19 protein-coding genes are annotated in these 20,454 nt (G+C 71.3%); 12 read left to right on the forward strand and 7 right to left on the reverse strand.

All coding sequences use genetic code 11. The annotated features are described in order from the left end of the window. The first annotated feature begins 4 nt into the window (after window positions 1-4). Together FLX08_RS35280 and FLX08_RS35285 are read left to right on the forward strand one after the other, a co-directional pair. The gene (locus tag FLX08_RS35280) at window positions 5-562 is read left to right on the forward strand and encodes a dihydrofolate reductase family protein (RefSeq protein ID WP_142624604.1); all 558 of its coding nucleotides are present in this window, start codon (window positions 5-7) and stop codon (window positions 560-562) included. Between the two features lie 40 nt (window positions 563-602). Further along, the gene (locus tag FLX08_RS35285; protein WP_142624605.1) at window positions 603-1,115 is read left to right on the forward strand and encodes a DinB family protein; all 513 of its coding nucleotides are present in this window, start codon (window positions 603-605) and stop codon (window positions 1,113-1,115) included. Between the two features lie 4 nt (window positions 1,116-1,119). Here the strand turns inward: FLX08_RS35285 and FLX08_RS35290 are convergent, their stop codons facing one another. Beyond that, entirely contained in the window at window positions 1,120-2,424 is a 1,305-nt protein-coding gene (locus FLX08_RS35290) for a M50 family metallopeptidase (RefSeq protein ID WP_142624606.1), read from the reverse strand. 190 nt (window positions 2,425-2,614) lie between these two features. On the opposite strand from FLX08_RS35290, the gene FLX08_RS35295 reads away from it, so the two are divergent. Next, window positions 2,615-3,220 carry a response regulator transcription factor gene (locus FLX08_RS35295; protein ID WP_142624607.1) on the forward strand — a complete coding sequence of 202 codons (606 nt, stop codon included), beginning with the start codon at window positions 2,615-2,617 and terminating at the stop codon, window positions 3,218-3,220. A gap of 5 nt (window positions 3,221-3,225) precedes the next feature. Here FLX08_RS35295 and FLX08_RS35300 read toward each other — a convergent pair whose 3' ends face one another. Next, window positions 3,226-4,338 (reverse strand): PP2C family protein-serine/threonine phosphatase, encoded by a 1,113-nt coding sequence (locus FLX08_RS35300; RefSeq protein ID WP_142624608.1) that lies wholly within the window; start codon window positions 4,336-4,338, stop codon window positions 3,226-3,228. 117 nt (window positions 4,339-4,455) lie between these two features. Between FLX08_RS35300 and FLX08_RS35305 the strand changes: the two genes are divergently transcribed. After that, window positions 4,456-5,685: a GNAT family N-acetyltransferase gene (locus FLX08_RS35305; protein WP_142624609.1), complete on the forward strand. Its 1,230-nt coding sequence runs from the start codon at window positions 4,456-4,458 to the stop codon at window positions 5,683-5,685. Between the two features lie 38 nt (window positions 5,686-5,723). Then, window positions 5,724-5,885 (forward strand): hypothetical protein, encoded by a 162-nt coding sequence (locus FLX08_RS40990; protein ID WP_167530697.1) that lies wholly within the window; start codon window positions 5,724-5,726, stop codon window positions 5,883-5,885. A gap of 58 nt (window positions 5,886-5,943) precedes the next feature. Here the strand turns inward: FLX08_RS40990 and FLX08_RS35310 are convergent, their stop codons facing one another. Beyond that, window positions 5,944-6,414: a ribose-5-phosphate isomerase gene (locus FLX08_RS35310; RefSeq protein ID WP_142624610.1), complete on the reverse strand. Its 471-nt coding sequence runs from the start codon at window positions 6,412-6,414 to the stop codon at window positions 5,944-5,946. Window positions 6,415-6,522: 108 nt separating this feature from the next. Here FLX08_RS35310 and def point away from each other — a divergent pair, with 108 nt between their 5' ends. After that, the gene (gene def / locus FLX08_RS35315) at window positions 6,523-7,011 is read left to right on the forward strand and encodes a peptide deformylase (protein ID WP_142624611.1); all 489 of its coding nucleotides are present in this window, start codon (window positions 6,523-6,525) and stop codon (window positions 7,009-7,011) included. A gap of 4 nt (window positions 7,012-7,015) precedes the next feature. Here def and FLX08_RS35320 read toward each other — a convergent pair whose 3' ends face one another. Beyond that, the gene (locus tag FLX08_RS35320) at window positions 7,016-8,422 is read right to left on the reverse strand and encodes an aldehyde dehydrogenase family protein (protein ID WP_142624621.1); all 1,407 of its coding nucleotides are present in this window, start codon (window positions 8,420-8,422) and stop codon (window positions 7,016-7,018) included. A 95-nt stretch (window positions 8,423-8,517) separates the two neighbouring features. Further along, complete coding sequence (locus FLX08_RS35325) at window positions 8,518-9,126, reverse strand: mycothiol-dependent nitroreductase Rv2466c family protein (protein WP_142624612.1); 609 nt, start codon at window positions 9,124-9,126, stop codon at window positions 8,518-8,520. Window positions 9,127-9,308: 182 nt separating this feature from the next. Here FLX08_RS35325 and pepN point away from each other — a divergent pair, with 182 nt between their 5' ends. The 4 genes from pepN (at window position 9,309) to FLX08_RS35345 (ending at window position 15,205) form a co-directional block, all read left to right on the forward strand. Next, the gene (pepN, locus tag FLX08_RS35330) at window positions 9,309-11,885 is read left to right on the forward strand and encodes an aminopeptidase N (protein ID WP_142624613.1); all 2,577 of its coding nucleotides are present in this window, start codon (window positions 9,309-9,311) and stop codon (window positions 11,883-11,885) included. A gap of 315 nt (window positions 11,886-12,200) precedes the next feature. Continuing rightward, window positions 12,201-12,752, forward strand: coding sequence for a LemA family protein (locus FLX08_RS35335; RefSeq protein ID WP_142624622.1), 552 nt, complete (start codon window positions 12,201-12,203; stop codon window positions 12,750-12,752). 2 nt (window positions 12,753-12,754) lie between these two features. Further along, entirely contained in the window at window positions 12,755-14,224 is a 1,470-nt protein-coding gene (locus FLX08_RS35340; RefSeq protein ID WP_142624614.1) for a DUF2207 family protein, read from the forward strand. Between the two features lie 9 nt (window positions 14,225-14,233). Further along, a complete protein-coding gene (locus tag FLX08_RS35345; RefSeq protein WP_142624615.1) occupies window positions 14,234-15,205 on the forward strand; it encodes a hypothetical protein in 972 nt (323 codons plus the stop codon). 5 nt (window positions 15,206-15,210) lie between these two features. Here FLX08_RS35345 and FLX08_RS35350 read toward each other — a convergent pair whose 3' ends face one another. Next, entirely contained in the window at window positions 15,211-16,638 is a 1,428-nt protein-coding gene (locus FLX08_RS35350) for an amidase (protein ID WP_142624616.1), read from the reverse strand. 195 nt (window positions 16,639-16,833) lie between these two features. On the opposite strand from FLX08_RS35350, the gene FLX08_RS35355 reads away from it, so the two are divergent. Both FLX08_RS35355 and ilvD read left to right on the forward strand, forming a co-directional pair. Beyond that, complete coding sequence (locus FLX08_RS35355) at window positions 16,834-17,613, forward strand: nuclease-related domain-containing protein (protein ID WP_244313122.1); 780 nt, start codon at window positions 16,834-16,836, stop codon at window positions 17,611-17,613. A gap of 163 nt (window positions 17,614-17,776) precedes the next feature. Then, window positions 17,777-19,615: a dihydroxy-acid dehydratase gene (gene ilvD, locus FLX08_RS35360; RefSeq protein ID WP_142624618.1), complete on the forward strand. Its 1,839-nt coding sequence runs from the start codon at window positions 17,777-17,779 to the stop codon at window positions 19,613-19,615. A 49-nt stretch (window positions 19,616-19,664) separates the two neighbouring features. On the opposite strand, the gene FLX08_RS35365 is transcribed toward ilvD, so the two are convergent. After that, window positions 19,665-20,117 (reverse strand): hypothetical protein, encoded by a 453-nt coding sequence (locus FLX08_RS35365; RefSeq protein ID WP_142624619.1) that lies wholly within the window; start codon window positions 20,115-20,117, stop codon window positions 19,665-19,667. Between the last annotated feature and the right edge of the window lie 337 nt (window positions 20,118-20,454).

A 20,454-nucleotide genomic window follows, 5' to 3' on the forward strand; every position in this document is an offset into this window, starting at 1 on the left:
TCTCATGGCCGAGCTCACAGCGGACCTGTTCGTGTCGCTGGACGGCTTCGCCGCCGGAGTGGACGTGGGCCCCTTCTTCGGCTGTTCGGGTCCAGACCTCGACGCGTGGATCCGTGAGGCGACCGAGCAGCCGCAGCTGATGCTCATGGGACGTGTCACCTATGAGGCGATGGCGGCGATCTCGGCCGGGGCCGCCGACGAGGCGAGCACCCGGATGAACGACCTGCCGAAGGCCGTCTTCTCCAACACACTGCGCGAGCCGCTGTCGTGGCAGAACACCCGGCTCGTACGCGGTGATCTCGCCGAGCGGATCACGGCGCTCAAGCGGGAGTCGGACGTGCCGCTGCGCTCGATCGGCAGTCTCACGCTGGTGAGAAGCCTGATGGAGCTCGGGTTGGTCGACCGGCTCCGGATGATGGTCTTCCCCCTCACGCTGGGCGGCGACGGCCGGGAGCCCGCCTACGCCGGCTATCCCCGCGCGGGGCTGCACCTGGCCGGCACCAGGGTGCTCGACTCCCGCGTCGTCCTGCTCGAATATCGGCCTGGCGCCTCCGCGCGCTAATCGAGGTGACTGCGCGCCGGGTCCAGGGGAGGATGCCGGGATGACCGACACACGTATCGATCCCCCTGTCGTCGCAGGCGAGCGCGAGATGCTGCGCGCCTGGCTGGACTGGCACCGTGAGACCCTCGCCGTGAAATGTCAGGGCCTCACCGAGGAGCAGTTGCGGCTGCGCTCGGTGCCGCCCTCCAGCATGTCGCTGCTCGGCCTCGTACGGCACATGGCCGACGTCGAGCGGGCCTGGTTCCGGCGGCGGCTGAACGGCGAGGATCTCCGCGGCATCTACTACAGCGACGACTACCCGGACGGCGAGTTCGACAATGTGGACACCGCGTCCGCCGAGGAGGCGTTCGCGACCTGGCAGGCGGAGATCGAGCACGCGCGGGCGGCCGAGGAGGCCTGCGCGGACCTGGACGCCATGACGAAGACGCCCACCAGGGACGGCGTCCACTACTCGCTGCGCTGGATCATGTGCCACATGATCGAGGAGTACGCCCGCCACAACGGCCACGCCGATCTGCTGCGCGAGCGCATCGACGGGGCGACGGGCGAGTAGCCCCTCAGCCGGACAGGCGGACCGGGTTGACGAGGTCGGCGTAGATGAGAAGGCCGCCCATGACGACCAGCAGGGCCGCCATGACGTACGTCAGCGGGAGCGCCTTGGCCACGTCCACATGACCGGGGACGGGCCTGCGGCGCACCCGCGCGAACGCCCGCTTGACGCCCTCCCAGAGCCCGCCGGCGATGTGGCCGCCGTCCAGCGGCAGCAGCGGGATCAGGTTGAACATGCCCACGGCGAGGTTCAGCCCGGCGAGCAGGTTGATGAAGATCTCGATCTTGTTCTCGACCGAGAGGTCGGAGGCGGCGATCTCACCGCCGATGCGGCCCGCCCCGACGATGCCGATCGGCCCGTTCGGGTCGCGCTTCTCGCCCGAGAACGCGGCGTTCCACACGCCGACCATCTTCTTGGGGATGTTGACCATCGCGACGGCGGTGCGCTCGGTCAGGTCCCACATCTGCCCGACGACATAACCGGGGCCCTTCTTCACCACGATGGTGGTCGGGCTCACTCCCAGGAAGCCGACGTTCTTCTCGATCTTGTCGGGGTCGGTCAGCGAGGGCATGTCCTGCGCGATCAGATCGACCTGGACGTCGGTCCGCTGCCCGCCCCGCTCGATGCCGAGCGTCGTCACGCCCGCGCCGTGCTCCCGGATCAGCCGCTGCGCGGCCTCCCAGTCGGTGACCGGCGCGCCGCCGATGGCGACGATGTGGTCTCCGGGCCGCAGACCGGCCTTGGCGGCGGGCGTCAGCGGATCGCTGTCCCGGCAGTCCCGGTGGTCCGCCTCGGCCGCCGGGATGGCGCACTTGGACACCGAGGACACGACGGGCGTCAGCTCGCGGACGCCGAAGCCCATCATCACGACCGCGAACAGCACGAAGGCCAGCACGAAGTTCATCGCCGGGCCGCCGGTCATGATGATGACCTTCTGCCACCATGGCTTGCGGTAGAAGACCCGGCCCTCGTCCCCCGGCCGGATCTCCTCGGACGCGACCGCCCGCGCGTTCTCGATCAGGCCCTGCCAGGGACCGGTGGAGACGCTGCGCAGCTTGCCGGGCTCGTCGGACGCACGCGGCGGCAGCATGCCGATCATGCGGATGTAGCCGCCGAGCGGAACCCACTTCACGCCGTATTCGGTCTCGCCCCGCCTGCGCGACCACATCGTGGGCCCGAAGCCGACCATGTATTGGGTCACGCGTACGCCGAAGAGCTTGGCGGGCACGAGGTGCCCGATCTCGTGAAGGGCGATCGAGACCAGCAGACCGACGAAGAGGATCACGAATCCGGCCGCGAAGAGCCAGCTCATCAGCGCGTACCCCCGAGGTGGAGAAGGTGCCCTGGCAGACGAAGCACCCTTCGAGCGTAGCCCACCCGCACGAGGGCGAAGACTTTTCCGGGGCCGGTGCGGCTTGCCCGTGTGTGACCGGTTGGGGACACTTCGTTGACAGTGTGCAGTTGGGCGATCACCCTTTGAAGGACGTCCAGAGGGGAGCATCTTGATCCGGATCCTGGTGGCCGAACACCTTCCGTTGGTGCGGCGAGGCCTGGTCGCGTCCCTCGACGAGGAGGACGACCTGCGGGTGGTCGCGGACGTCGGGTCGGGCGAGGACATCGTGCCCGCGGCCCTCGACGTACGGCCGGACGCCGCCGTGGTCGACGCCGACCTCCCGGGAGTGGACGGGCTCACGGCCGCCGCGCGGCTGGGAGAGAAGGCGCCGCGCTGCCGCGTGATGCTGCTGTCGGCGCAGCCCAGCCCGGGTCACGTCAAGCGGGCCTTCGCGGCGGGCGTCCTCGGCTACCTGGGCATCGAGGTGGCCCCCGAGCATCTCGCCGACGGCATCCGCCGGATGGTCGCCGGACGCCGGGTCGTCGACTCCGAGCTCGCCGTCGCCGCGCTGGAGGCCGCCGACTGCCCGCTGACGCCGCGGGAGCACGAGGTGCTGCGGCTCGCGGCGGGCGGCGGGCGCTCGAAGGACATCGCGGCCGAGCTGGGCCTGTCCGTCGGCACCGTGCGCAACCACCTGTCGCGCATCCTCGTCAAGACCGGGGCGCGCAACCGCGTCGACGCCGTGCGGATCGCCACCGACTCCGGCTGGCTGTAGGAAGGTCAGGGGCGCCAGATCAGGACGAGCGCGCAGTCGTCGTTGTGCCCGGAGGACATCGCCTGCACGAGCTGCCGGGCCTTGTCGCGGAAACCCGACGGCAGCAGCCGCTCGGCCTCGCCGAGCAGCCGGTCGAGCCCGGCGTCGATGTCCCGGCCGGGCTGCTCGATCAGCCCGTCGGTGAACAGCATGAGCGCGTCGCCCTTGCGCAGCACCCCGCTGTCGGTCTCGCAGGCGAGATCGGGCACCACGCCGAGCACGACGCCCTTCGCCGTGGAGACCCGCCACGTGCCCGACCCGGAGTCGAACCGGACCACGGGCGGGTGCCCCGCCGAGGTGATGGTGTACTCCCCCGTGGACAGATCGAGCTCCAGGTGGACGGCCGTGACGAACCCCTCGTCACCGAGCTGGCGGTGCAGGTAGGAGTTGCACGCCGCGAGGAAGTCGTCCACCGAGCCGAGCAGGCCGCCGAAGGTGCCCGACAGCATGAGCGCGCGGGTTCCCGCGTCCACGCCCTTGCCGGACACGTCGACGACCGCCAGCTGGACCCGGTCGCCCTCCCGCATCGAGACGACGAAGTCACCGCCGAACGACGATCCGCCGGCCTGCTTCAGCACGACCTTGCCGCCCCAGTCCTTGGGCAGCGGCGGCAGCTCGCTCTGCCGCTTGAGCCGGTCGCGCAGCTCCAGCAGCATCGCGTCACCACGCAGGCCCTGGACCCCGAGCTTGCCCCGCGTCCGCGCCATCGTCCAGGCCAGCGCGGCGGTGAAGGCCATCGTGATGAGCAGGCCGGGGCCGACGCTGAGCACCCCCGTGACCGGTCCCATGTACGTCAGCGCCGCCGCGACCACGCACAGCAGGAGCGCGAGACTGCGCAGCCGGAGCTGGAGGCCGCCGATCAGCGTGAAGAGGATCAGCAGCGAGGGCGAGAACCAGTACGCCGACACCTCCGCGTCGAGCACGCCGACCACGGTGGTGAGCACGACCAGCGCGATGAGAAGGTAGCGGTCCTTCGACCACACCTTCCTCGCGAAGCGGACCAGCGGCACCAGGAGTGGCACGCGCGCCAGGAACGCGCGCAGCCGAGGAGGGATCAGCGGCGCCGGACGGGAATTCATGATGGCCTCGACTGTATCCGGACATCCCAGGTAGCGATACCTGCTTGACCAACGTCTAGATCATCCGGCACGGATATTGGCTCGCCTCACGCCGCACCCCGCTTCTACGGTGCTGTGATGAGCATCACCGTTCGCCCCATCGAGGAATCCGAGTGGCCGGCCTTCGCCGCCGTCGACTACGAGGCGTTCAACGGCACCTACCCCCTGGAGCTGACCGACCGCTGGCGCGAGGTCATGGAGCTCGACCGCCTGCTGTCCGCCTTCGACGGCGATCTGATGGTCGGCTGCGCCGGCGCGCTGTCCTTCGAGATGACGGTCCCCGGCGGGCCGATCCCCGTGGCCGGCGTCACGTCGGTCGGCGTGCTCCCCTCGCATCGCCGCCGCGGCGTGCTGACCGCGCTCATGACCCGGCAGCTGCACGACCTGCACGAGAACGGGGGTGAGGCCGTCGCCGCGCTCTATGCCAGCGAGGCGGGCATCTACGGGCGCTTCGGATATGGCAGGGCCGCCGACGCCCTGTCCTTCCGCATCCCCACCCACGGCTCGGCCTTCACGCGCTCGGCCCCCGCCGATCCCGCGCTGCGCCTGCGCGTGGCCACCCCCGCCGACGCACTGGCCGCCCTTCAGCGGGTCTACGACGCCGTACGGCAGAGCCGTCCCGGCCTGTACACGAGGTCCGACGGGTTCTGGCGGAACGAGGTCATCCCGGACACCGAGCACGACCGGGGCGGGATGGGCCCGCTGCGCTGCCTCGTCGCCGAGGACGCGACCGGAGTGCGCGGCTACGCGCTGTTCCGGGCCAAGGCCGACTGGAACGAGCACGCCGTGCCGGAAGGAGAGGTCCGGCTCCTGGAGCTGATGGCCACCGATCCCGCGGCGTACGCGCTGGTCTGGCGCGGCGTCCTCGACCGCGACCTGTGCACGGTCGTCCACGCCGGCCGGCGGCCGGTGGACGACCCGATCATGCATCTGCTGGCCGATCCCCGCCGGCTCAACGCGATCTGGTTCGACGACCTGTGGATCCGCCTGGTCGACGTGGACCGGGCCCTGTCCGCCCGCGCGTACGCGGCCCCCGCCGACCTGGTCCTGGAGGTCGTGGACGAGACCTGCCCGTGGAACGCCGGCCGCCGCCGCCTCGTCACCGACAAGGGGTCGTGCGAACCGACGGACGCGCCCGCCGACCTCACGCTGCCGGTCGACGTGCTGGGCGCGGCCTACCTCGGCGGGCGGCCCCTGCGGGCGGCGGCGGACGCCGGGCTGGTGCGGGAGCACCGGCCGGGGGCCGTGCGCGAGCTGTCGGCCGCCATGCTGTGGGACCCGGCCCCCTGGGGCTGCCGGGTGTTCTGATCTCCGCACGGCCGCCGGGACCGCGTAGGCTTCGAGGCATGGCGCTGCAGAGTTTGCAGATCACCGCGATCACGGCCATGCGGGCCCGTGACGTGTCCCGGCCGACGCCCGAGCAGCAGGAGGCCGCCGACCAGCGGCCGCTGCGCGACGAGACACCCCGGCGGGAACCCCGCCGGGGCCGGGACAAGGACGCTCGCTAGCCGTACGGCGCCGAAGGAACGGCGCTGGTTACGGCGCTGGAGTTACCGCCGGAGGCGCTCAGGCGGGCAGCGGCGGCAGTTTGCCGGTGGCCTCGTATTCGGCCAGCTGGCGGATCCGCCTGGCGTGCCGCTCGGCCCCGGAGAACGGCGTGGCCAGGAAGATCTCGACGAACCTGGTGGCCTCCTCCGGCGTGTGCTGCCGGGCGCCCAGGCTGATCACGTTGGCGTCGTTGTGCTCGCGGGCGAGCTTCGCCGTTTCCTCGTTCCAGGCGAGGGCCGCGCGCACCCCCCGCACCTTGTTGGCGGCGATCTGCTCGCCGTTCCCCGAGCCGCCGATCACCACCCCGAGGCTGCCCGCGTCGCCGATCACGCCCTCCGCGGCGCGCAGCACGAACGGCGGGTAGTCGTCCTCCGCATCGTAGACGTGGGGGCCGCAGTCCTTCACCTCGTGGCCCTGCTCCTTGAGCCAGGCGACCAGATGATTCTTGAGCTCGTAGCCGGCATGGTCGGCACCGATGTAGACACGCACGACACAAGTTTCCCAGAAAGGCTCTGGCGGCGACGACCCCGGGCTCCACTAGAGTAATAGCCGATATGGGCCTGCGTCCCTTACACCCTCCCGCCTGACAGGAGTGTCATGCACGAGCTTCGGTATGTCGGCGACCCGGTCCTGCGTACCCCCGCCGAGCCCGTGACGGACTTCGACCGCGAGCTGCGCCGGCTGATCGACGAGATGTTCGCGATCATGTACCAGTCCGACGGCGTCGGGCTCGCGGGGCCGCAGATCGGCGTGGGCCTGCGGCTGTTCGTCTACGACATCAGCAACCGCAAGGGCCACGTGATCAACCCGGAGCTGACGATCGACGACACCGAGCAGGTCGTCGAGGAGGAGGGCTGCCTGTCGGTGCCCGGCAAGGAGACCGGCAGACCGCTGTACGCCCCGACCCCCCGCGCCGCCGGGGTCACCCTGCGCGGGGTCGACAAGCTCGGCCGGCCCGTCACCGTGAAGGCCCGCGGCATGCTCGCCCGGTGCTTCCAGCACGAGTTCGACCACCTCGAAGGCATGCTGTACGTCGACCGGCTGGGCAAGGACGAGCGCCGCAAGATCCTGCTGCAGGCGCCCTGACGTCCTACAGCTGGATGGCCTTGACCTCCAGGAACTCCTCCAGGCCGAACTCGCCCAGCTCGCGGCCGATGCCGGAGTGCTTGTAGCCGCCGAACGGCGCCATCGTGTTGAACCGGCCGCCGTTGACCGACACCTGCCCAGTGCGCAGGCGGCGCGCGACCGCGAGGGCGTGGTCCTCGGTGCCCGCCCAGACCGCCCCCGACAGCCCGTACGGCGTGCCGTTGGCGATCTCGACGGCCTCGTTCTCGGACGAGAACGGGATGATCGACAGCACCGGGCCGAAGATCTCCTCCTGCTCGATGGCCATGCCGGGCGAGACGCCCGCGAAGATCGCGGGCTCGACGTAGTAGCCGCGTTCCAGGGGGTTGTCGGTGCTGCCGAGCACGAGGCGGGCGCCCTCCTCCTGGCCGCGGTTGATGTACTTGACGACCCGGTCGCGCTGGGCGGCGGACACCAGGGGCCCCAGGCGTGTGCCCTCGGCGAACGGATCGCCGGGGACGTAGGCGCCGGCCGCCTGCACGGCCAGCCGCACGGCGTCGTCGTACTGGTCCCAGTGGACGAGCATCCGGGTCAGCGCCGTACAGGTCTGGCCCGAGTTGAGGTAGGCCCCCGCGACGCCGTTCTTGACGGCCTTCTCCAGGTCGGCGTCCGGGAGGATGATGTTCGCCGACTTGCCGCCCAGCTCCAGGGCCACCCGCTTGACCGTCTCGGCCGCGAGGGCCGCGACCCGGCGGCCCGCCCTGGTGGACCCGGTGAACGAGACCATGTCGACGTCCGGGTGGGCGGCGATGGCCTCGCCGACCACCGGCCCGTGACCGCTGACCATGTTGAACACGCCGGGCGGCAGCCCGATCTCGTGGAAGATGCCGGCCAGCGCGTACGCCGCGAGCGGCGCGACCTCGCTCGGCTTGAGCACGACGGTGCACCCGGCCGCGAGGGCCGGAGCCACCTTGCACACCACCTGGTGGAGCGGGTAGTTCCACGGCGTGATCGCGCCGACCACGCCGACGGGCTCCCGCACGACGAGCGAGTTGCCCACGCGGCCGGCGTCGAACTCGTACCGCTTGGCGAGGTCGGCGTAGGAGGCCAGCACCTCGGCCGGCATCAGCGTCTGCACCTTCAGCGCGAGCGTGAGCGGGGCGCCCATGTCGGTGGCGATCGTCGCCGCGATCTCCTGCGCGCGTTCCTGCAGCAGCCCGGCCGCCGCCCCCAGGAACGCGGCGCGTTCGGCCGGTTCCAGGGCCGACCACGACGGGAAGGCGGCACGGGCGGCGGCGACGGCGGACTCGACGTCGGCGGGCGCCCCGGCGGGCACGCGGTCCACGACCTCCTCGGTCGCGGGGTTGACGACGTCGACGGCCTCGCGCGAGGAGGACGGGACCCAGGCTCCGTTCACGTAGAGGTGACGCATGTCACTCATCCTTGCGCCTCGGCTGTCAGATGGCGAGTCCTCCGGCCGAAACCTTTCCAGTGGATTCCCGCGAGGGTGAAGGAGCCTGTGAAGCCTCAGGTGAAGATCGGGTCGCGGGTCCTCGACCTCTTCAGCTCGAAGAAGCCGTCGGTGCCGGCGACGAGCAGGACGCCGTCCCACAGGCGCGCGGCGGCCTCGCCCCTCGGGATGGGCGAGACGACGGGGCCGAAGAACGCCGCGCCCTCGACCGCGATGACGGGCGTGCCGACCTCCTGGCCGACCAGGTCGATGCCCTCGCCGTGCGAGCGCCGGATCTCCTCGTCATACTCGTCCGAGTCGTGCGCGGCCACCAGCGCGGGGTCGAGCCCGGCGGCGGTGAGGGCCTCGGCGATCGTGTCCAGGCCGCGGTCGCGTCCCTCGTCGTGGAAGCGCCTGCCGATCTCCGTGTAGAGGGTGCCGAGCACCTCCTCGCCGTACTTGTCCGCGGCGGCCGCCAGCACCCGCACGGCGCCGAGCGTCTGCTTGACCCTCTCGGCGTACTCGGCGGGGATGTCCTTGTCCTCGTTCAGCACCGCCAGGCTCATGATGTGCCAGCGCACGTCGATGGGACGGAGCGCGGCAACCTCGTGGATCCAGCGCGAAGTGATCCACGCCCAGGGGCAGGCGGGGTCGAACCAGAAATCGACAAGCTTTCGGTCGGACACTGTGACACCCTCTCGTACGGACTATGGTTCCCTCGGTCGTCAACCCGGGCAGGAAATCTCCTATTCCAGGTAGGAGCGATCTCGAATCCGCCTTGTCGCCGCGGCGTGGCAGGATTCATGCAATCCCTGCCGCGACGGGGCGGCGGGGGTCGGGGGCGTTGATCATGCGATGAGGAGCGGGTGTGGCAGGGAATCTGACACGGGATGAGGCTCGGGAGCGTGCTCGTTTGCTCTCCGTCCAGTCCTACCGGGTCGAACTCGACCTGACCGAGGGCGAGGAGCGGTTCGAGAGCATCACGACGGTCCACTTCACGTCGGACCGTGAGGGGGCGGACACGTTCATCGACCTCCACGGCGCGCACGTGCGGAAGGTCGTGCTCAACGGCCGGGAGCTGGACATCAGCACCTACGACGCCGAGAAGGGCCGCATCCCGCTGCCGGGGCTGGCCGCGCACAACGAGCTGCGCGTGGACGCCGACTGCTCCTACATGCGCACCGGTGAGGGCCTGCACCGCTTCGTCGACCCTGTCGACCAGCAGGTCTACCTGCACAGCCAGTTCGAGACGGCAGACGCGCACCGCATGTACGCCTGCTTCGACCAGCCGGACCTCAAGGCGACCTTCGAGCTGACCGTCCTCGCCCCCGCCGACTGGGAGGTGGTGTCCAACGCCGCCCCCGACGCGGTCGAGGCGCTGGAGGAGCACCAGGGGCGGCACGGCACGCTGCAGGCCGCCAGGCGCTGGCACTTCCCGCCGACTCCCGTCATGTCGACGTACATCACGGCCCTCGTCGCCGGGCCGTACGCGGTCGTGCGCGACGAGCACGACGGGATCCCGCTCGGGATCTACGTGCGCCGCTCGCTCGCGCAGTATCTCGACCCCGAGAACATCTTCGAGGTCACCAAGCAGGGCTTCGACTTCTTCCACCGCGTCTTCGGGCTGCGCTACCCCTTCGGCAAGTACGACCAGCTCTTCGTGCCGGAGTTCAACGCGGGCGCCATGGAGAACGCGGGCGCGGTGACGTTCCTGGAGGACTACGTCTTCCGCTCGCGCGTGACCGACGCGCTGATCGAGCGCCGCGCGGAGACGATCCTGCACGAGATGGCGCACATGTGGTTCGGCGACCTCGTCACCATGCGCTGGTGGGACGACCTGTGGCTGAACGAGTCGTTCGCCACCTACATGTCCGTGCTGTGCCAGGCCGAGGCCACCCGCTGGGGCCAGGGCGCGTGGACGACGTTCGCCAACGTCGAGAAGGCCTGGGCCTACCGGCAGGACCAGCTGCCCTCCACCCACCCCATCGCCGCCGACATCCCGGACATGCAGGCCGTCGAGGTCAACTTCGACGGCATCACGTACGCCAAGGGCGCCTCGGTGCTCAAGCAGCTCGTCGCGTACGTGGGGCTCGACAACTTCCTCGCCGGGGTGCGCGACTACTTCAACGAGCACGCCTGGAAGAACACCACCCTGCAGGACCTGCTGTCGGCGCTGGAGCGCACCTCCGGGCGCGACCTGTCGTCCTGGTCGAAGGAGTGGCTGGAGACCTCGGGCGTCAACACGCTGCGCTCGTCGTTCACCACCGACGACGAGGGCCGGTTCCTGAGCTTCGACGTGCTGCAGGAGGCCACGCAGGAGCACCCGACGCTGCGCTCGCACCGGGTCGCCATCGGCCTCTACTCCCTGCGCGACGGCGTGCTGACCAGGACCAAGCGGGTCGAGCTCGACATCGTCGGCGCGCGGACCTCCGTGCCCGAGCTGATCGGCGAGGTCCAGCCCGACCTCGTGCTGGTGAACGACGACGACCTCACGTACGCGAAGATCCGCCTCGACGACCGGTCGCTGCAGACCCTCGTCAACGGCGGGATCAGCGCGTTCGCCGAGTCGCTGCCCCGCGCGCTGTGCTGGTCGGCCGCCTGGGACATGACGCGCGACGCCGAGATGGCCACCCGCGACTACGTCAAGCTGGTCGTCTCCGGCATCGACTCGGTGCGCGACCTCACCGTCCTTCAGACCGTGCTGCGCCAGGCCCGCCAGGCCGTGCAGCAGTACGCCGACCCGGCGTGGCGGGCCACCGGCCTGAACGAGCTGGCCGGCGCGCTGCGCCGCCTCGTCGCGGCGGCCGAGCCCGGCTCGGACCACCAGCTCGCCTACGTCAACGCCCTCGCCGCGACCGCCACCTCGCCCGAGGACCTGGCGTTCCTCAAGGGCATCTTCGACGGCACCGCGGTGCCCGAGGGCCTGGCCGTCGACGCCGACCTGCGCTGGACGCTCATCCAGTCGCTGGTGTCCGGCGGCGTCCTCGGCGCCGCGGACATCGACGCCGAGCTGGCCAGGGACGCCACGGCGACCGGCGAGCGCTCGGCCGCCACCAGCCGGGCCTCGATCCCGACCCCGGAGGCCAAGGCCGAGACCTGGGCGACGATCGTGAGCGGGAAGCTGAGCGGCGCGCTGCTGCGCGCCACGATCCTCGGCTTCATGGACCCGCGGCACCCCGAGCTGCTGGAGCCGTACGCCGACCGCTACTTCGAGGAGGTCGGGCGGATCTGGAGCGAGTGGACCTCCGACATGGCGCAGAGCTTCGCCATCGGCTGCTACCCCGCGCTGCTGATCAGCCCGGAGACCGTGGCCCGCACGCAGGACTACATCAGCAGCACGCAGCCGCCGCACGCCCTGCGGCGCCTGCTGCTGGAGGGCGCCGACGGCGTCAGCCGGGCGCTGCGCGCCCGGGAGCGGGACGCCGCCGCAGGATCCGCCGCCTGATCGATGGCCTGATGGGCTGACTCCGGTCTGATCCTGGCCGGATCGGCGCGGGCCGCACGATCACGATCCCGAGGGCCCCGGCATGTCGCCGGGGCCCTCGGGCGTGTCAGGGGGCCTGTGGCGGACGGATGAAAGCGGGCCGCAAGCCGCGTGCAAGGGGCCCGGGGTGCGATGGGCGCGCCGGGACCGTTCGCCGGAGCGTCCACAGGATCGTTCGCCGGCCCTTCGCCGGGCCCTTCGACGGACCCCTCGCGGGGGCCCCTTCACAGGCGGACGGGCCGGGGCTACCGTCCGTGCAGGAGGCCCGTGAACACCATGATCCCCATGCTCGTCGCCCTCGCCGTCGTGGCCGTCCTCGTCGCGACGGTCGTCTCCGCCTACAACCGCCTCGTACGCGCCCGCAACAACGTCGACAACGCCTGGGCGCAGATCGACGTGCAGCTCAGGCGCCGCTACGACCTGATCCCCAACCTCGTGGAGACCGTCAAGGGCTACGCCGCCCACGAGCGGGCCACCCTGGAGGCCGTCGTCGCGGCGCGCTCGCAGGCCATCGGCGCCCAGGGCCCCGAGGAGCGGGCCGCCGCCGAGAACCTGCTGTCCGGCGCGCTCAAGAGCCTGTTCGCGGTGGCCGAGGCCTATCCCGACCTCAAGGCGAGCGCCGGCTTCGCCGAGCTCCAGGAGGAGCTGGCCACCACCGAGAACCGGATCGCCTACTCGCGGCAGTACTACAACGACGCCGTCCTGACCTACAACAACGCCATCCAGACGGTGCCCGCCAACTTTGTGGCGGGCATGACCGGCTTCACGCCCCGGGAGTATTTCCAGGCGCCCGGCGAGGAGCGGGGCCCCGTGCAGGTCAGGTTCTGACGATGGCCCTCTGGACGGCCGCGGCGGCGGCGACCGGCCTGTGGCTGCTGCTCCTGCTCGCGCTCGCCGCGGCGACGAGAAACCCGGACGTCGAGCCGGGCCGGGCCACCGGGGTGCTCGCCGGGCACTCCCCCGCGGTCGTCGACCTGATCACCGGCGACTGGCGGCTGTGCGACGAGGCGGCCTCGGCGACGCTGCTCGACCTGGCCGCCAGGGGCGTCGTGACCGTCGAGGAGATCGGCCCCGAGCTGTCCCTCGTACGGCTGCGCAAGGAGCCCGGCGGCCTGCGGCCGTACGAGCGGCTCGTCTACGACCACGTGCGCGCGCTGGCCGTGGACGGCGTGGTGGCGACGGGAGCGCTGGCCGAGGGCTCGCGCGACCTGCGCCGGTGGTGGAAGAGCTTCCGCAGGAAGGTGATCGTCGAGGCGCGGGAGCAGGGCCTGTCCCGGCCGCGCTGGAGCCGGGCCCACGCGCTGCTCCTCGGCGCGGCGGCGGTGGTCCCCGCCGTGGCGATCGGCATCGCGGCCGGCGCCGGCGACGCCGGCGCGGACCACGACGGCGGGCCGGGAGCGGCGATCGTGTCCTTCGCCCTGCTCGTGACGTTGATGGGCAGGCTGAACGGGGAGCGCGGCACCGCCGAGGGGGCCGCGGCGGCCGCGCACTGGCTCGGCGTCCGCGAGCACCTGCGGGCGACCGGGCGGTTCGCCGAGCAGCCCGCCGCCTCGGTCACGATCTGGGGCCGCCACCTCGCGTACGCCGCCGCGCTCGGGCTCGCGCCGCGAGCCGTCGGGAACCTGCCGGTCAGCACCCCCGCCGACGACAACCGGGCCTGGTCCGACTACGGCGGGATGTGGCACGTCGTGAACGTCCGCTATCCCTCGCGCCTCCTGTGGGGCCGGCCGCCGGGGGCGACGATCGTGCGGGGTCTCGCGGCGGGCTGGTTCGCCGGGTTCTTCACCTGGATCCTCCTGGTCGCCGCCGCCGCATTCGGGGTGTGGCCGGACGGGCTGGTCCTGCCCGCCGCCCTCGCCGTGGGCCTGGCGGTCGCCGGCCTGCCGGTCGTCTACGCGATCGGCGACCTCGGCGGCGCGGCGAACGTCGAGGGCCGGATCGTCCGGCTGCGCCGTTTCCGGGACGGCAGCAAGGCGGACGACACCGCCAAGTGGACCTACTGGTGTGCGATCGACGAGGGGACCTCCCGCGAGGCCAGGGCGATGTGCCTGAGCGAGGAGATGTGGCGGCCTCTACGGGAGGGCGACACGGTGCGGGCCGTGGCGGGGCGCAGGCTCGGCTGGATCAGGCGGATCGACGTGATCGAGGACTCCCGGCTGCGGGCCTCCTACGACGACACCGGCGAGCACCTGGTGGACGCGCCGGAGAACCTCGGCGAGGTGCGCGTCCTGCCGGACCGGCCCGCGCGTGCCTCCCGCGCGGAGGACGGCGGGGCCGATGACCCCCGGCGCCCTGAGTAAGGTCGTCGGGTGCACTCAGCCCACGACCTGTTGATCGCCCTGGCCGGGAGGTACTCGTTCGGTGACGTCGGCGCGCTCGCGCCGGCCGTGCTCGGGGAGGGAGAGCAGTCGGCCCTCGTCGCGTCGGTCTGCGAGTTCGGCCAGCGGCTGCTCACGCTCGACGCGGAGGACTTCCACACCGAGATCGACGCCCAGACGGTGCCCGCCGGCCTGCGCAGGCGCGCCCGCGACTGCCACATGCCGCAGACGCCGCGGGAGCAGCCGCGCGGCGCGCTCGACTCGCTGCGGCCGGCGTACGCACTGCTCCTGGAGGTGGTCGAGGCCCGCTGGCGGCGGCGCGAGCTCAGCTCCATGATCGCGGCCGTGCACATCTGCAGCGAGTATCTTCCGCTGCTCGCCTTCGAGCCCGCGCTCGGCCACGCGGGCGACCCGGCCCGGTGGCCGGAGGGCCTGCGCGCTCCCGGCAGCCGGTTCGGGAGCATGCCCGACCGGGAGTGCGACCACACCAGGGCGGAGCGGTCGGCGGCCGAGCGGACCCTGCGCGTGGCCGTGGAGCCGCCACCGGGCTGGCGGGCCTACTTCGACCGGCAGCACAGCCAGGTGGCGGGGGCCCTCGCCACCTGCGCGGGCCGGTGCCGCACCCCCTGCTCCGCCCTCGATTGGGTGCCGGACCTCGACGACCTGTCCGCCCGCTGCCGGATCGCGCTGACGTTCGCCGACACCCCGCTCGTACGGCTGCGCCACGCGGCCCCGGTCGGCCACGGCTTCGGCGTGCCGTCGCCGGAGGAGGTGCTGGAGGCGTGGGAGCGCAGCCGGGCCACGCTGGCCAAGCACGAGGCGGCCGCCGCGGTCACCGCCGACGACGGCTTCCCGCTGCCGGGGTTACCCGCGCTGTTCTCCGCCGTGGCGGCGGCGCCGGTGCGGCCGGCCACGCTGCTCGCCGACGTCGCCGCCCACATCGTGAACCTGCTGCGGGAGTGACCGCGTCACCACATCGGCGGCCTGCGGTCTCCCCAGAAGCCGCCGACGGACGCCTCCACCTGGGATGACAGCGAGATGAGCGTCCCCTCCTCGCCGAACCTGCCCGCCAGCATGACGCCGACGGGCAGGCCGTCGGGCGTCCAGTAGAGCGGGAGGTTCACCGCGGGCTGGCCGCTCACGTTGTAGATGGCGGCGAAGGGCGCGAAGCGCATCATCCGCTCGAACGTCTCCTCGGGCGACTCGACGTCCTCGAACCAGCCCACCGGCACGGGCGGCTGGGTGACGGTCGGCGAGAGCACCGCGTCGTACGCGTCGGTGACGAGCAGCGCGAAGCGGGTGGCGAGCTGGAGCGTCCCCTGCGCCTGGAGGAACTCCGGGGCCGAGACGGCGCGGCCGCGCTCGCGCAGCCACGCGGTCAGCGGGCGCAGCTTCGGCTCCAACTCCTCCGCCACGGGGTGCATGCACGAGAAGCTGAACCACATCTTGACGAACTCGGGCACCACGTCCGGGCCGAACGGCGGCGCGATCTCCTCCACCTCGTGGCCGAGCGACTCCAGCACCGCCGAGGCGCTCTCGTACGCCGCCAGCACGTCGGGGTGGACCTCCGCGCCGGGCACGGCGGGGGTGGCGAACCTGGCGATCCGCAGCCGCCCCGGCTCGCGGCCGACGTAGGCCGAGAACGACCCGAGCTCCGGCGCCGGCGCGTGGTAGAGGTCCCCGGGGTTGTTGTGGGCCATGACGTCCAGCAGCGCCGCGGCGTCGGCGACGTTCCTGGCCAGCGGCCCGTTGGTCGACAGCCCCGCGAGGTCGGGGATGATCGGGGCCGCGGAGATGCGGCCGCGGCTCGGCTTGATGCCGAACAGGCCGCAGACGGAGGCGGGAATGCGGATCGAGCCCGCGCCGTCGCTGCCCTGCGCGGCGGGCGCGAGACCGGCCGCGACGGCGGCCCCCGCTCCCCCGCTCGACCCTCCGGCCGACCGCGTGGTGTCCCAGGGCGTGCGGGTGGGCTCGTGCAGGTAGGTCTCGGTGTAGCAGGGCATGCCGAACTCGGGGGTGCTGGTCTTGCCCAGCATGATCGTGCCCGCGTCTCGCAGGCGCTCGACCACGCTGTCGTCCGCGGGTGCCACGAACCCCTCGTACGTGGCCGAGCCGAAGTGCAGCGGCACGTCCTTGACGAAGTTGAGGTCCTTGATCGGGATCGGCACGCCCAGCAGCGGGGGCAGGTCCTCGGTGTCACCGGCGGCCAGCCGGGCCTCCTGCTCGCGTGCCTGGGCGAGGGCCCGGTCGGCCGTCACCGTGACGAACGCCCCCAGGCCGGGGTCGAGCCGCTCGATGCGCTCCAGGTAGTGCTCGGTGATCTGAACAGGAGAAAGTTCACCCGTACGTACGGCTGCCGCCTGCTCAAGAGCGGTAAGATCGTGAATGTGCGCCACGCTACCGAACGGTAGGCCTCTGGGCCGCGGATATCTAGAGAAGATACCCCCACTTCCGAGCAACGAATCAGCTCAAGCAGGCCACAAAAGTATGAACCATCCAACACTAGGCAAGCCGCTGACGGCTCAACTACCGTGAGTGATGTGGATACCGGTCTAGCGCCAGAAGACGGTCACGATACGTCACCTATATGGGTGGGTGACCAATCGTCAGAGCAGGCGGAACGCCCTTCGGCGCCCCCTGAGGCGCCGGCGTCTCCGACGTACGCTCCGGTCGAGCGCACGTCACTGATCAGCCTGTGGCAGGACACGCGATATCGCCACCTGCGCAGGCGGGCCGTGATCGCTGTCGCGGCGGGCGTGGTGTTCGGCGTGCTCTTCGGCAGCTGGCGGCTCGGGCTCACCGCGGCCATCCTCGCGTGCGTCGCCGACGCCGTCTATCGGGCGAGGACCGTCTCCACCATCCCCGCGTGGCGGCGCGCCTCCGCGGCGGAGCGCCAGACGGAGGCCCAGCTCAAGAAGCTGGAGCGCAACGGATACAAGACGCTGCACGCCCGGGCCATCCCCGGCAGCGAGGCGCAGATCGACCACCTGGTGGTCGGGCCCACCGGCGTGTACGCGGTGGACTCGGAAAAGTGGGACAAACGGCTGCCCGTACGGGTCCAGTCGCACCGCAAGCTCTTCCACGGCCCGTTCAACCAGAAGCCGCGGCTCGACGAGGCCCGGTGGGAGGCGGCGCAGGCCAGCGACCTGATCAGCAAGGCGCTCGGCCGGGAGATCACCGTGGTGCCGTCACTGGCCATCTACGGGCCGCCGATCCCGTGGCGCATCCTCAACATCCGCGAGGTGGACGTCTTCTCCGGCGGGCTGGTCCGCAAGTGGATCACCAAGCGGGAGAGATCGCTCACCACGGCGGAGATCGACGCGATCTACCGGGCCGCCGAACGCGTGCTGCCCGCGCGGTACCCCGAGTAACGCGCGGCATCCCGAGTAAGCGCGATACCCGAGCAGAGCGCGGCATCCCGGATCGAGCCGGTTTCCGGGTGGACACGTCCCGACTCGTGGACAGCGGGTCTCGGCAGCCGGGCAGTGGTCGTACCATTTGAAGACTCAGTAGTCTCCGGATGGGGGTCCCTCGATGCCCGCTCTCAGGTCCCGCACTGTCACTCATGGCAGGAACATGGCCGGCGCCCGTGCGCTGCTTCGGGCCACGGGCGTAGCGGGCAGCGACCTCGGCAAGCCGATCGTGGCGATCGCCAACAGCTTCACCCAGTTCGTGCCCGGCCACGTGCACCTGCGCGAGGTCGCCGACGTGGTGGCCGGCGCGGTCCGCGAAGCGGGGGCCGTCCCGCGCGAGTTCAACACGATCGCCGTCGACGACGGCATCGCGATGGGCCACGGCGGCATGCTCTACTCGCTGCCGTCCCGCGAGCTGATCGCCGACGCGGTCGAATACATGGTCAACGCCCACTGCGCCGACGCGCTGGTCTGCGTCTCCAACTGCGACAAGATCACGCCCGGGATGCTGCTCGCCGCCTTCCGGCTGAACATCCCCACGATCTTCGTGTCCGGCGGCCCGATGGAGGCCGGCAAGATCCCCGGCCGCAAGCTCGACCTGATCGACCCGATGATCGCCGCCGCGGACGAGAGCGTGTCGGACGCCGACCTCCTGGCGATGGAGGAGAACGCCTGCCCGACCTGCGGGTCCTGCAGCGGCATGTTCACCGCCAACTCCATGAACTGCCTCGCCGAGGCGATCGGCCTGGCCCTGCCCGGCAACGGCACCACGCTGGCGACCCACAAGGCCCGCAAGGCCCTGTTCGAGGACGCCGGACGCCAGATCGTCGACATCACCCGGCGCTACTACGAGGATGACGACGAGGCGGTCCTGCCGAGGAACATCGCCACCCGTGAGGCGTTCGAGAACGCGATGGCGCTCGACGTCGCCATGGGCGGATCGACCAACACGATCCTCCACATCCTGGCCGCCGCCCGCGAGGCGGGCGTCGACTTCGGGCTGAAGGAGATCAACGAGATCTCGCTGCGGGTGCCCTGCCTCTGCAAGGTCGCGCCGGCCACGATGAAGTACCACGTCGAGGACGTGCACCGGGCGGGCGGCATCCCCGGCATCCTCGGTGAGCTCGACCGGGCCGGCCTGCTCCACCGCGGCCTGCCGACCGTCCACTCCGCCTCCATTGCGGAGTACATCGCCAAGTGGGACCCGAAGTCCCCCGGGGTCAGCGACGAGGCGCTGGAGCTGTGGCACGCCGCCCCCGGCAACGTGCGCACCGTGAAGGCGTACTCGCAGGACGCCCGCTGGGAGTCGCTCGACCTCGACCGCGCCGAGGGCTGCATCCGCGACCTCGACCACGCCTACACCAAGGACGGCGGCCTCGCCGTCCTGTACGGGAACATCGCCCAGGACGGTTGCGTGGTCAAGACGGCCGGCGTGGACGAGTCGATCTGGCGCTTCTCGGGCCCGGCGATCGTGTTCGAGTCGCAGGAGGAGGCCTCCGAGGGCATCCTCGGCGGCAGGGTCAAGGCCGGCGACGTGGTCGTCATCCGCTACGAGGGCCCCAAGGGCGGCCCCGGCATGCAGGAGATGCTCTACCCGACGAGCTTCCTCAAGGGCAAGGGCCTGGGCAAGGCGTGCGCGCTGATCACCGACGGCCGCTTCTCGGGCGGCACGTCGGGCCTGTCGATCGGCCACGCCTCCCCGGAGGCCGCCGAGGGCGGCGCGATGGCCCTGATCGAGGACGGCGACATCATCGACATCGACATCCCGGGCCGCTCGATCGAACTCAGGGTGGCCGAGGACGTGCTGGCCGCCCGCCGCGAACGGCTGCTGGCCGACCTCGGCGGCTACCGGCCGCGCGACCGGCAGCGTCCGGTGTCGGCCGCCCTGCAGGCGTACGCCGCGCTGACCACGTCGGCCTCGACCGGCGCGTCCCGCGACCTGTCCCAGCTCTCCCGCTAGATCGTGTGGGGCCGCCTCACTCGGAGGCGGCCCCGCGTTCTCCTGCCGGTCAGCTGTAGGAAACCGACTGCACGCTGCAGTTGGTCATCCACGGACCGGGATAGACCGGGGCCGTCGTGCAGCCCCAGGTGGCGGTCACGGTGGTGGTTCCCGCGGGGATGCCGACGCTGCCGGCGGAGCCGGCGAAGTCGTACGAATGGCCCTCACTGCATATGGCGGAGACGCTGACGGCCGTCGTCCCACTGGCCAGCGTCTTCGTGAACTGCCACGCGTGCGTGGCCGGGACCGCGACCATGCTGCTGTAGGGCACCCCTATGACGGAGATGGGGTACCAGTCCCTGGTGTCCCCGAAGCTGTTGTAGTTGAGGCAGTCCACCGTGGCGTTCAGCGTGACGGTGTCGGCCATGGCGGGGCTGGGCGCGAGCGCGAGGCTCAGCACGCCGGTGGTGACGAGCGCCGCACCGAGCGCGAGCACTCTCCGGGCTGGATTCGCAGCGAACATTGGTGTCCCTTCTCCCTCATTTCAAATCAGCCACAGCGAATGCACCATCTCCCCTAGGAACGGTCAATCTCCGGAGTTTTCGGCAGGCCGGAATGTCGGGGCGGCTGAAAATGCGCCGAGCCGGGGACCCGAAACGCACTGCCGGCCGATCGGATAACCGAAATCCGATATGCAGCAGGTGATCGCGGAGATTTCAGGGGCGATTCGGCGAAATGTTTCGAATGCCCGGCTCGTCGTGATTTCCGGGTGGAGCCCGGTCCGTGAAAGTTTCAGCGCGTCAACCGCCCGAGGCGGCCGCGAAGTCGTCCAGCGCGGCCCCGGCCGCCCGGCGCATGGC

The sequence above is a fragment of the Microbispora hainanensis genome, assembly GCF_006874475.1.
GTDB lineage: Bacteria > Actinomycetota > Actinomycetes > Streptosporangiales > Streptosporangiaceae > Microbispora > Microbispora hainanensis.